We start from the raw sequence: 11,693 nt of genomic DNA, 5'->3' as shown, positions 1-11,693 counted from the left end.
CTGGCCGTGCAGATTTTTACAGCCTGCGGTAGCAGGAAGCGACTTGGGGATGGCGGTGTTCAGCCGCCGTAGCGCTTCTTCAGATGCTCCGTGAAATACGCGGCGTTCAGTTTTTCACCTGTCGCCCGTTCGAGCAGTTCGGGCGTCGACCAGCGCGAGCCTCGCGACCAGATCCTGTCACGGCGCCAGTCGTTGATCGCCGCGAAATTTCCCTTGGCGAGGTCTTCGTCGGCGGAGGGATGATCTCTGGTCAGCGCCGCCCATTGCTGCGCCGCCATCATGGCGCCCAGCGTGTAGGAGGGGAAATAGCCGAAGGCGGCACCCGGCCAGTGCACGTCCTGCATCGGCCCGTCGGCCGGGTTGTCGATGGTCGACAGGCCGAGATAGTCGCGCATCTTGGCGTCCCAGGCCTCGGGCAGGTCGGCGGCCTCCAGCCGCCCCGAGACAAGCTCCTGCTCCAGCTCGAAGCGCAGGATGACGTGAAGCGGATAGGTGACCTCGTCGGCGTCGACGCGGATCAGGCCGCGCTCGACCCGATGCACATGCGGCAGGATGTCGTCGATCGACCAGATCTCGCCGAGGTGCCGTTCGACCACAGGCAGCGCCCAGCGCCAGAATTCGGGATTGCGGCCGATCTGCTTTTCGACGAACAGGCTCTGGCTTTCATGCACGGCCATGCCGCGCGCCTTGCCGAGCGGCCAGTGCGCCCACGCCTTCGGCAGGTTCTGTTCGTAAAGCGCATGGCCGGTCTCGTGCAGCACGCCCATCAGCGCCGACAGGAAATCGGAGGTCCTGTAGCGGGTGGTGATGCGCACGTCGCTCGGCACGCCGCCGCAGAACGGATGATGCGATACCGACAGCGAGCCGTGGGTGAGGTCGAAGCCGACCGCCGCCATCATGGCGAGGCCAAGCTCGCGCTGCTTTTCGATCGCATAGCTGCCCGAAAGCGGCTTCAGCGGATGTTTCGCCAGCCGCTCTTCCTGCACGGCCAGTGCCTCCGGCAGAAAATCCCTTAGGAAGGTCTTCAACTCGGCGAAGACCGGCGTGATGTCGGCGGCGCGGTTGCCGGGATCGTATTGCTCCATCAGCGCGTCATAGGGATCGAGGCCGAGCACGTCGGCGCGAAGTGCTGCTTCCTCGCGCACCAGCGCCACGACGCCTTCGAGCGCCGGCAAAAAACCTGCCCAGTCGTTCTTTGCACGCAAGTCGCGCCACAACTGCTCGGAGCGCATGCGCGCGGTCGTTTGACGCTCGACGAATTCGACCGGCAGACAGGTCAGGTTGGTGTATTGCCGCCGGAACTCCTTGACCGCTGCCCGCTGTTCTTCGTTCAGCGTTTCCTGTTCGGCGGCTGCGATCCAGTCGGCGATCTCCGGCGCTGTCGCTCTGGCGTGATGCATGCCGGCCAGCGCCGACATCGCCTCGGCGCGCTTTTCGCCGCCGCCGACGGCCATGTGGGTCGCCTCGTCGGCGCCGAGAATGGCGAGCGCATGCTCCAGTGCTTCGAGCTTGTGGCCGAGGTCGTCGAGTTTTTGAAAGGACATGGCGGGTTCCGCTGAATCTGAACGGCGGGAAAAGATACCAATGCGTGGGCATTGGCAACCCTGAAGGCCGTCGGCGATAGGCACATTGGTTGCTAGCACGATGCACGCCGCAATGCGTCTTGCGGGAGCGGCGGCGTGCGTGATCAATATCGCGAGGCGGCGCGTGCCGCGACGGGAGCATGATCGCCAATGTGCTGGTCGGGTTGGTGGCGCTGATCCACCTCTACATCGTCTATCTGCAGATGGTGCTGTGGAATACGCCGCGCGGCCACAAGCTGTTCAAGCTGACGCCGGAATTCGCCAGCGCATCGAAAGTGCTTGCGGCCAACCAGGGGCATTACAACGGCTTTCTCGCAGCCGGGCTGATCTGGGGGCTTTACCTCGGCGAGACCGGTTTCCAGATCAAGGTGTTTTTCCTGCTCTGCGTCGCCATCGCAGGCCTCTACGGCGCGGCGACGGTCGGCAGGAAAATCCTCTACATCCAGACCGTACCGGCGGCAGCTGCTCTGATCGTACTTTGGCTGGGCGCATGACCCCGAAATCGGAATCAATTTTCGGAAGGTTCTTGAACGGATCTGCTGCGCCGGCCTTCGGTGCGGAACGGATCTTGCGCAAAAATCAAAGGATCATGCGCAAGATCAACTGCGGCGCTCTGATGGATGGTTTCAGCCTTTTGGATAGCTTGGGCCGTAGCCGTTTGGATAAATCCGCCATCGCCGCCGCTGCCGATAAGGAAGGCGCTGCCGGTGGCTGCCCGCAGCTTCTGGCTCACATCATCGAGCTGCGCCAGCAACTGCTGATATTGGGTGGTCGGCATCGTTCCATCTCGCGCGGCCCTCTGGCTGCCCGATCGAGTTGAGTGATCTGCGTGCGCAAGTCGCGCGCCTCGTCCGGCTCGAGCTGGTTCGCCTGCGTCGCGGACCGTTACCAGTATCCACGCTCTGTATCTGGTTGATCAAAGCTGTCTCACGCGGGCCGGCGTAGGCGCCAGCAAACGGAACGGTGACGAGAAGGGCAGCGAGCGTTGCAGACCTGAGGGTTTTGGGCCTGAGGGTTTTGGGCCTGAGGGTTTTGGGAGTGAAAGAGCGCATGGTTGCGTCTCCTTTTACTGGGGGAAGGCGGCGGTTAGGACGCCGCCTTCCGGCCTTGGGCCGTCCGGTTCCGTCGCGTGGCGATGGACGGTTCCACCGCCGGCGGTTGTCGGCCCCGTGGCACAAACTAGGAGCGGTTTTCGGCAAAGTGTAATTAAAAAAAGGTAATCTTTTCAGGCCTTGCCGGCCCGCACGGGCGCCCTAAATCCGGGCCTTCGCCTTGAGGCCAGCCCGGATCAGCGCTCGGTCAGTTTCAGCTCGATGCGGCGGTTCTTGTTGCGCGCGTCCTCGGTGTCGGCGGGGTCGAGCGGCTGGAATTCGCCGAAGCCGGCCGCAACCAGCCGGTTGGCCGGCACGCCGTTTTCGATCAGGAACTTCACCACCGAGGTCGAGCGCGCCGTCGACAGTTCCCAATTGTCGCGGTAACGGCCGGTGCCCGATAGCGGCTTGTCGTCGGTGTGGCCGTCGACGCGCAGCACCCAGTTGATCTCCGGCGGGATCTCCTTCTGCAGGTCGATGATGGCTCCGGCGAGCTTCTTCATCTCGACCTTGCCGGCGTCGTTGATCACTTCGGAGCCTGTCGGGAAAAGCACTTCCGACTGGAAGACGAAACGGTCGCCGACGATGCGGATGTTCTCGCGGTCGGCGAGGATTTCGCGCAGGCGCCCGAAGAAGTCGGATCGATAGCGGTTCAGTTCCTGCACACGTTGCGCCAGCGCGACGTTCAGGCGGCGGCCGAGATCGGCGATCTTGGTGTTGGACTCGCGGTCGCGCGTTTCGGACACGTTGAGCGCTTCTTCGAGCGCTCCGATCTGCCTGCGCAGCGCCGCGATCTGCTGGTTGAGGATTTCGACCTGGCTCAGCGCCTGCTGGCTGATCTGGCGCTGGTTGTCGAGTTCACCCGAAAGCGCCGTGGCGCGCTGGTTGGCCGCGTCGCCGGCACCGGCGCCTTGCGCCAGCAATTGCTCGAGCCGACTCTTTTCCGCCTCCGACGCCGACAGCGACGCCTGCAAATTGGCGAGCGAATCTTCCTTGTCCTGCGTCGTCGAGCGCTCCAGCGCCAGAAGCTGGGTCAGTTCGTTGATCTGCGAATTGAGGCGGTTGAGCACCGTGTCCTTGCCGGAGATTTCGCGGCCGAGCAGGAACTGCGCCAGCACGAAGACCGTGAGCAGGAACATGATCGCCAGCAGCAACGTCGACAGCGCGTCGACGAAGCCTGGCCAGTAATCGATACGGCGATCGGTACGCCGGCTCCTGGCGAGAGCCATGCTAATGGACTCCAGTCTTCTTCAGGGCGTCGGCGATCTTCTCCAGCGTATTGCGCATCGCCTTCTGCTCGTCCGACTGGGCCTCGACCCAGTCGCGCATGATCTGCTGCTCCGAGCGCATGTTCTTGACCAGGCCCGAAATGCCGTCGGCAAGGTTGGCCATGGCGGTGGCGACACGCGGATTGGCGCCGCCGCCGTTCTCCTGCATGCTGCGCAGTCTTTCCGACAGGACGCGGATCTCGTCGGAGGATTCGGCCTTGGCCGGTTCGGCGACAACGATATCGGACGACAGATCGGTGACCGAGGACAGCCAGTTTTCGAGCTCGGTGTAGAAGCGTGTCTGGGCGCGGCCAGCCTGCAGGTCGAGGAAGCCGAGCACCAGGGAGCCGGACAGGCCGAACAGCGAGGAGGAGAAGGCAGTGCCCATGCCGGCCAGCGGCGCGGAAAGCCCCGCCTTCAGTGATTCGAGCACGGCTGCCGCATCGCCGCTGCCGGGATCGAGCGACTCGATGGTTTCGCGGATCGAGCCGATCGTGTTGAGCAGGCCCCAGAAGGTGCCGAGCAGGCCAAGGAACACCAGCAGCCCGACAAGGTAGCGCGAGGTATCGCGGCTTTCGTCGAGGCGGGTGGCGATCGAATCGAGCATGGTGCGCATCGAACTGGTCGAGAAGGCGATCGTCGACGAGCGGCCGATCATCGCCTTCATCGGCGCCAGCAGCACCGGTTCGGTGGTTTCGGAGCCGGCCCGAAAGGAGTTGACCCAGCGTACTTCGCGAAACAGCCGGCCGACCTGCACGAAGGCCAGCAGGATGCCGACCACCAGCACGCCGATGATGAGGCCATTGAGACCGGGATTGGTGGCGAAGGCGCTCGAGATCTGACGGGTCAGGATGGCGGCGATGAAGGCGACGATCATCAGGAAGATGACCATGGTCAGCAGAAAAACCTGCGGGCTCGACAATTTGTGCGGATCGTACATCAGGACGTCGGAGCGCCTGCCCATGCCGAAGGATTTGAAAAAAGCCATCCGTGCCCCGTTTCCGATGCCGTTGCCGCACTTCACGTTTGACGGCGACTCTAAACGCAATTGTGACCAAATGAATGGCGCATGGCAATATTGCCAAGCGCCATGGGCGTCAGAGCCGGTTGATGACCAGGCAGTCGACCATGGCGGCCAGATGCAGGCCGGCGCCGGTGACGACAAAGCCGTGCCACAGCGCATTGTGGAAGCGCAGGCCCTTCCAGGCGAAGAAGATGACGCCGCAGGAATAGACGATGCCGCCGGCAACGATCAGCGCGATCGATCTCGTCGGCAGTGTCTGGACGAGCGGCTCGACAAGAACGATGCCGCTCCAGCCGATGGCGAGATAGAAGACAACCGCCAGCCGGTCGAAGCGGCCGGGAAGAAGCACTTTTATGGCGATGCCGATCGCTGCCGTGACCCAGACCAGGACGATCATCGAGACGGCCAGCGGCGAACTGTCGAGCTGGGCGAGGAAAGGCGTATAGGTCGCGGCGATCAGCAGATAGATCGCGGCATGGTCGAAGCGCCGCAATATCCACTTGGCAGGCGACACCGGCCACAGATTGTAGGCCAGCGACACCGACAGCACGGTGAGCAGCGAAACCACATAGAAGGCGGCGGCGATGTATTCGCCGGGACCGGCATGGAACGCGGCCAGTGCCAGCAGCGCCGAGCCGGCGGCAATGGCGAGCACGATGCCCACCGCATGGACGATGCCGTCGGCGATCATTTCGGCGCGCGAATAGTGCCAGCGTCCCATGAAGGGGATTTCGATCCGGGATTCGGGGCCGATGTGCGTCATGAATGATCCTGCATCCCTTATCTGGGCGGATGCCGGACAATATTTCAAGCTTTGGTTGCGGTTTTGCGACTGCGGCGGTTCAGCGCGCCAAGTCCGCTAGAGCCTAGCGCGGCGCCACCGGCTTCCTGACGGTCTTCAACAGCGCACGCTGGATGATCTCGTTGCCAGCGACGATCGAGCCGCCATCCAGCATGTTCTGCCCACCGGCGAAGTCGGAGATGAAGCCGCCTGCCTCGCGGATCAGCAGGATGCCGGCGGCAACGTCCCAGGCAGACAGGCCGGTTTCCCAGAACCCGTCCATGCGGCCGGCAGCGACGTAGGCGAGATCGAGCGAGGCGGAGCCGAGGCGGCGCACGCCCGAGACTTCGGCCATCACGTTGCGCAGCTCGACCAGGAAATTGCCGTGCTGGCCGCGCCCGAGATGGGGTACGCCGCAGCCGATCACCGTATCGATCAGCTTGGTGCGGCCGGCGACCCGCAGCCGGCGGTCGTTCATGAAGGCGCCGCCGCCGCGCTCGGCGGTGTAGAGTTCGTCCATCGCCGGATTGTAGACGACACCGGCGACGATCTGGCCCTGGCGCTCCAGCGCGATCGAGATGGCGAAGAGCGGAATGCCGTGCAGGAAATTGGTGGTGCCGTCGAGCGGGTCAACGATCCAGCGGTGCTGGCCGTCGTCGCCTTCGATCAGGCCGCGCTCCTCCATCAGGAAGGCATAGCCCGGCCGCGCCTTCGATAGCTCGGTGAAGAGTATTTCTTCTGCCTTGCGATCGGCTTGGCTGACATAGTCGCCCGGCCCCTTCATCGAGACCTGCAGGTTCTGTACTTCGCCGAAATCGCGCGACAGCGAGCGGCCGGCCTTCATGGCGGCCTGGACCATTACATTGAGGATCGCGGAACGCGCCATTGTACTTCTTCCTGCTGCCGCGCCTATTTGCTTTGAGGCATGATCTTATCCAAAAAGTCTGCAACTTTTTGGGATCATGCCTTAGTCGGCGCGGCGCACGTAAGTGATTTCGTTGGTGTCGACGATGATACGTTCGCCCGAACCGATGAACGGCGGCACCAGCACGCGGATGCCGTTTTCCAGCATCGCCGGCTTATAGGATGAGGCGGCCGTCTGACCCTTCACCACCGGATCGGCCTCGGTGATGGTCAGCGTCACCTGGTCGGGCAGCGAAATGCCGATCGGCCTTTCGTCATAGAGCTGGACCGTCACCATCATGCCGTCCTGCAGGAAGGCAGCGCGATCGCCGACGAAATCCTTTTGCAGTTCAAGCTGCTCGTAGCTTTCGGTGTCCATGAACACCAGCGCTTCGCCCTGCTCGTAGAGGAAGGAGAAATCCTTCATCTCCAGCCGGATCTGTTCGACGGTTTCGGCGGAGCGGAAACGCTCATTGAGCTTGGTGCCGTTGATCAGGTTCTTCAACTCGACCTGGTTATAGGCGCCGCCCTTGCCTGGTTTGACAGCGTTGGTTCTGACCGCCACCCAAAGGCCGCCATCATGCTCGATGACGTTGCCGGGACGGATTTCGTTGCCATTGATCTTGGCCATGATGATGTGATCCGGAATGAGATTTTCGCGATGAAAGCGATTTGGCGCCTCCAAGACCACAAATCACCAGGAGAGGCAAGAGAGTGGGCAAGAGGGGAGTGGGCAAGGGGGAACGGGGCGGAGCCATCCCCTCGTCAGCATCCGCTGCCAGATAAATCACCGACCGCGACGCTCTACGGCAGGCGGTTGGCCTTCTGCAGCGCCTGCTTCGTCTGGTCGTCGGTCAGGCCCTGCAGAAAATCGTCCATCTGCGGATCGATCAGCCCGGCGCGACGGGCGACAACGTACCAGGCGCCGGCAAGTATCGGATCCGGATCGGTGCCGATGCCGCCCATGTAAAGCTTGGCGAGGCGGTTCTGGGCGGCGACATTGCCGCCCTCGGCGGCCTGCTTCATCCAGCCGAAGCCGGACTTGAGGTCGCGGGCGCCACCACGTCCCTCGATCATCCAGGCGGCGAGATCGATCTGCGCCGTATCGTAGTTCTGCCGTGCTGCCTGCGCCAGCAAGCCTCGCGCCTGGACATCGTCGCGCGGCTTGCCGCCGACGCCATTGGCATAGACCTGCGCCATCGCATATTGCGCGTCGGCAAGGCCGGTCGCGGCGGCGCGCTGATAATAGGACACCGCCTTTGCGATGCCGGCATCGCCGGGGTCCTGCTGGACCAGCAGCTGCGCGAAATTGAACTGCGCCAGACGGTTGCCGGCCTCGGCGGCGGCCTGCATCAGCGCGTAGGCCCCTTTCTCGTCCTTCTTGACGTAGCGGCCGTCGAGCAGCATCAGCGCATATTGGAATTGCGATTCCGGTATGCCCTGCTCTGCGGCAAGCGCGTACCACTTTGCCGCCTCCGCCGCGTCGACCGGTACGCCAAGACCGCGCGACAATATCTCAGCGATCAATGTCTGCGCCGCCGGATCGCCGTTTTGGGCGCGAACCAAAGCGAGGTTGTAGGCCGTCTTGTAAAGGCCGCGCTGGAAGGCGCCATAGGCAGAATCCGACGGCTTTGCACCGAAGCGGTCAGGATTAATGGCGTCGGCCGACGGCAGCGGGGCGGTGGTGGCGGGCTGCGGCAGCGGCGTGGCGATCGGCTTGTCCGTGCTTGCACCGATGTCGGGCTTGGGTTGCGGCAATGGGACGGTTTCCGCAATGGCGGCCTCCGCCATGAGCGCCGCAAGCAAAGCACTGAATAGGATTGTCCGGGCGGACACGTCAGTCCTCGAAACGTGGCGCGGTTTCGTCGAGCAGCGCATTGGCGCTAGCGACTGCTATCTTTGGGTCGACGCCGTCGGCAAAGACGGCGCTGGACAGCGCCACGAATTCGGCGCCGGTGGCAGCCACCGCTTCCACCGAAGCGATGTCGGACCCGGCCATGACGATGCAGGGAATCTGGATCACATCCGCCCACCATTGCCCCAGCGACAGGTTGCGTGGGTGCGGCTCCGGCTTGTTGTCGTAGCCGAAGCGGCCGAAGAAGATGTAGTCGGGCCTGAGCTCGCCGAGTTCCAGCGCATCGTCGCGGGTCTTGGCGCCGCCGGTGCCGACCATCATTTTTGCCTGAAAACGTTCGATCGTCTCGGCGAGTTCGGCCTTGCCGACCTCGACATGGATGCCATCGGCCTGGACGCGGCCGGCGATGCGGGTGTCGCCGGCAATGACGACGGCAACGCCTGCCGCTTGCGCCGCCGGCACGATCTGTTCGGCGAACGCCTGGAAGGAGGCCTCGTCCATGCCGTTTTCGGGCAGGATGAGCGAGGCGACGTCGCCGCCCTCGAACGCCGCGCCGATGCGCTCAGCCGGCACGCCGGGTGGCGCGATCAGCACGATGCGGCAGCGATTTGGAGGCGTTGCGTCGTTCATTGGTTTTCGATCCCGGTTTTCGCCTATGCCGGGCGAAGATGGTTGCATTGCGGCATAGAGCAAAGTGCCGGCCTTGAACAGGCGGGCGGGGCAGGATCATTGGCGCAGGATTGTCGTCCGGCGACGTTCTTGCCTCACTTGATTGCCTGGGTGCTCTCGGCTGGGGCTTTCGATTTCCACAGTGTCCAGCCGAGATTCATGCCGGCGGCGGCGACCAGGATGGCGGCGGCGCCGACGATCTGCGCCGGATGCAGCCGGTGGCCGAAGGCGACGACATCGACCAGGATCGCGACGACAGGGTAGATGAAGGACAGCGACCCCTGCAGATGCGTCGGCAGTTTCTGAATGGCGCCGTACATCAGGATGTACATCAGACCGGTATGGACGACGCCAAGCGTCGCCAGCATGCTCCAGCTCCACACGTCGGCGGGAAGGTGGGAAAGGTTGGCGAAGGGTGCCAGCATGACGACGCCGACGCAGACCTGGATCAGGGCGATCAGGTGCGGCGGCGTGCCTTTGAGCTTCTTGGTGACGATGGCGGCGACGCCCCAGAAGAAAGCTGCACCCAGCGCCATCGCGATGCCAATAAAATAATCGGTACCGACATTGCCTATGCCTGTATTGGGGCCTGTATTGGGGCCAACATCAGGCGAGGCCTGCACGATCAGCAGCATGCCGGCGAAGGCGATGCCAAGCCAGGTCAGCTTTGTCATGGTCAGCCGCTCTGAGAAGAAGAGCGCGCCAAAGCCGACCAGCATGAAGGGCTGGGTGTTGTAGACTGCCGTGGCGATCGAGATCGAGGCGCGGGAAAACGAGCTGAACAGCAGCAACCAGTTGATGACGATGGCCGCGCCGCCGAGGGCCGCGATCGCCACGATGCGCAGTGACAGCCTGCCGCGCAGCAGCCCCAGGGCAGCGCAGATGATCAGCAGCGTTATTGCGCCGAAGGCACAGCGCCAGAAGACGACATCCATGATGGGCTCGCCCGACATGACGACGAACCATCCGATCGTGCCGAGGATCGCCATTGCGGCCGTCATTTCGATCGTGCCGCGCACCGTACTGTCCATGAAGGTTACCTCTCGAAAACGCTGATGGTTTGATAATTCCATGCCGCATCGGCGCTTTCTATAATTTGCGCCAGGTGATATGCCAGTCGTGCCTAATTAAATAAGGTGATGACGGCCTTTCTCCTTGGGAATGTTAAATGCTGGACGATCTGGACCGACGCCTTCTCGAAATCCTGATCAAGGATTCGCGAACCTCGTTGAAGGAACTGGCCCAGCAGGTAGGACTGTCGTCGCCGAGCGTCGCGGAACGCCTGCGTCGGCTGGAGGATCGTGGCGTTATCAGGGCCTTCACTGTCGAGATCGATCCCCAAGCGCTCGGCTACACGCTGCAGGCGATCGTTCGCATCCGGCCTTTGCCAGGCAAGCTGCATATCGTCCAGAAGCTGATCGAGGAGATTCCGGAGTTTGGCGAATGCGACAAGGTGACGGGCGACGACTGCTTTGTTGCCCGGCTGTTCGTTCGCTCGATTGGCGACCTCGACAAGCTCCTCGACCGTATCGCCGACAAGGCCGAAACGAGCACAGCCATTATCAAGGCGCAGCCGATCCGCAGGCGCCCACCGCCGCTCGCCGCAACCGCCATCTCAAAACCGTAACAGGCGTCAGCACTCACGACGCATCGCATCGTGTGCACATTTGCAGTCGCGGCGCGAAGGTTTATCGGCTATTCCAGCGTCTACACGCTTTCCCTCCAACTGCTCCCCGCCGATGTCAGGTCTTCTCCTCGATCCTTGGTTCTATGCCGCCGCCATTCCAGCCGTCATCCTGGTCGGTCTGTCCAAGGGCGGCTTTGGCGGTGCGGTCGGCTTCGTCGGCGTGCCGCTGATGGCGCTGGCCATGCCGCCGGTGCAGGCCGCTGCCATCCTGCTGCCTATACTGTGCCTGATGGACATTGTCTCGGTGTGGACATGGTGGGGTGTCTACGACCGCAAGATGCTTACGGACATGATGCCGGGGGCGGTGATCGGCATCGGCCTCGGCTGGCTGACCGCTGCACTGGTGACAGCGGAAATGGTGCGGCTGATCGTCGGCGCGGTGGCCATGATCTTTGTGCTTCGCTGGGTCTTTCTACAGATGCGGCACGGTGCGGGCCACTCGGCCGAGCCCAACCGCGCGGCTGCCGCCTTCTGGGGGACGGTCGCCGGTTTCACCAGCTTCGTCGCCCATGTCGGCGGCCCGCCCTTTCAGGTCTACGCGCTGCCGATCCGGCTCGATCCGAAAGTGCTGTCGGGCACCGCCGCAATCTTCTTTGCCGCCACCAACGCATTGAAGCTCATCCCCTATTTTGCGCTGGGACAGTTCGACACCACCAACCTGACCGCGTCGGCGGTTCTGGTACCGCTGGCGCCGCTTTCGACCATTGCCGGCGCCTGGCTGGTCCGGCGGATGCGGCCGGAACTGTTCTACCCCTTGACCTACGCAACCGTGGCGGTCGTCGCAGTCAAGCTTCTGTGGGACGGGATTGCCGGCCTTCTCTAAATTGCCAGC

The 11,693-nt window shown here is 63.1% G+C and carries 13 protein-coding genes; 3 read left to right on the top strand and 10 right to left on the bottom strand.

Going from position 1 to position 11,693, the window contains the following annotated elements; all coding sequences use genetic code 11:
- Positions 1 to 59: 59 nt before the first annotated feature.
- Complete coding sequence (locus CIT26_RS27010; protein ID WP_095495396.1) at positions 60 to 1,544, bottom strand: carboxypeptidase M32; 1,485 nt, start codon at positions 1,542 to 1,544, stop codon at positions 60 to 62.
- Between the two features lie 179 nt (positions 1,545 to 1,723).
- Between CIT26_RS27010 and CIT26_RS27005 the strand changes: the two genes are divergently transcribed.
- On the top strand, positions 1,724 to 2,077 hold the full coding sequence (locus CIT26_RS27005; RefSeq protein ID WP_095495395.1) for a DUF1304 domain-containing protein: 354 nt from the start codon (positions 1,724 to 1,726) through the stop codon (positions 2,075 to 2,077).
- 14 nt (positions 2,078 to 2,091) lie between these two features.
- Here the strand turns inward: CIT26_RS27005 and CIT26_RS37960 are convergent, their stop codons facing one another.
- The 9 genes from CIT26_RS37960 to CIT26_RS26960 all read right to left on the bottom strand — a co-directional run bounded on the left by CIT26_RS37960 (position 2,092) and on the right by CIT26_RS26960 (position 10,205).
- Positions 2,092 to 2,361 carry a hypothetical protein gene (locus CIT26_RS37960; protein ID WP_245319571.1) on the bottom strand — a complete coding sequence of 90 codons (270 nt, stop codon included), beginning with the start codon at positions 2,359 to 2,361 and terminating at the stop codon, positions 2,092 to 2,094.
- A 510-nt stretch (positions 2,362 to 2,871) separates the two neighbouring features.
- A complete protein-coding gene (locus tag CIT26_RS26995; protein WP_095495394.1) occupies positions 2,872 to 3,903 on the bottom strand; it encodes a peptidoglycan -binding protein in 1,032 nt (343 codons plus the stop codon).
- Between the two features lies 1 nt (position 3,904).
- Positions 3,905 to 4,930, bottom strand: a complete 1,026-nt coding sequence (locus CIT26_RS26990; protein WP_095495393.1) for a MotA/TolQ/ExbB proton channel family protein — start codon at positions 4,928 to 4,930, stop codon at positions 3,905 to 3,907.
- Positions 4,931 to 5,039: 109 nt separating this feature from the next.
- Positions 5,040 to 5,729 carry a PAQR family membrane homeostasis protein TrhA gene (gene trhA / locus CIT26_RS26985; protein WP_095495392.1) on the bottom strand — a complete coding sequence of 230 codons (690 nt, stop codon included), beginning with the start codon at positions 5,727 to 5,729 and terminating at the stop codon, positions 5,040 to 5,042.
- Between the two features lie 103 nt (positions 5,730 to 5,832).
- Positions 5,833 to 6,633, bottom strand: coding sequence for an inositol monophosphatase family protein (locus tag CIT26_RS26980; protein ID WP_095495391.1), 801 nt, complete (start codon positions 6,631 to 6,633; stop codon positions 5,833 to 5,835).
- A gap of 81 nt (positions 6,634 to 6,714) precedes the next feature.
- The gene (efp, locus tag CIT26_RS26975; protein WP_023800001.1) at positions 6,715 to 7,281 is read right to left on the bottom strand and encodes an elongation factor P; all 567 of its coding nucleotides are present in this window, start codon (positions 7,279 to 7,281) and stop codon (positions 6,715 to 6,717) included.
- A gap of 173 nt (positions 7,282 to 7,454) precedes the next feature.
- Positions 7,455 to 8,441: a tetratricopeptide repeat protein gene (locus CIT26_RS26970; RefSeq protein WP_167391562.1), complete on the bottom strand. Its 987-nt coding sequence runs from the start codon at positions 8,439 to 8,441 to the stop codon at positions 7,455 to 7,457.
- Positions 8,442 to 8,487: 46 nt separating this feature from the next.
- Entirely contained in the window at positions 8,488 to 9,135 is a 648-nt protein-coding gene (locus CIT26_RS26965; protein ID WP_095495389.1) for a thiamine phosphate synthase, read from the bottom strand.
- A 134-nt stretch (positions 9,136 to 9,269) separates the two neighbouring features.
- Positions 9,270 to 10,205, bottom strand: coding sequence for a DMT family transporter (locus CIT26_RS26960; protein WP_095495388.1), 936 nt, complete (start codon positions 10,203 to 10,205; stop codon positions 9,270 to 9,272).
- Positions 10,206 to 10,342: 137 nt separating this feature from the next.
- Between CIT26_RS26960 and CIT26_RS26955 the strand changes: the two genes are divergently transcribed.
- Together CIT26_RS26955 and CIT26_RS26950 are read left to right on the top strand one after the other, a co-directional pair.
- The gene (locus CIT26_RS26955; RefSeq protein WP_095495387.1) at positions 10,343 to 10,801 is read left to right on the top strand and encodes an Lrp/AsnC family transcriptional regulator; all 459 of its coding nucleotides are present in this window, start codon (positions 10,343 to 10,345) and stop codon (positions 10,799 to 10,801) included.
- Between the two features lie 112 nt (positions 10,802 to 10,913).
- Positions 10,914 to 11,684, top strand: a complete 771-nt coding sequence (locus CIT26_RS26950) for a sulfite exporter TauE/SafE family protein (protein ID WP_095495386.1) — start codon at positions 10,914 to 10,916, stop codon at positions 11,682 to 11,684.
- Positions 11,685 to 11,693 lie beyond the last annotated feature (9 nt).

The organism is Mesorhizobium temperatum (assembly GCF_002284575.1).
Lineage (GTDB): Bacteria > Pseudomonadota > Alphaproteobacteria > Rhizobiales > Rhizobiaceae > Mesorhizobium > Mesorhizobium temperatum.
This window is presented reverse-complemented; position numbering and strand designations above follow the sequence as displayed.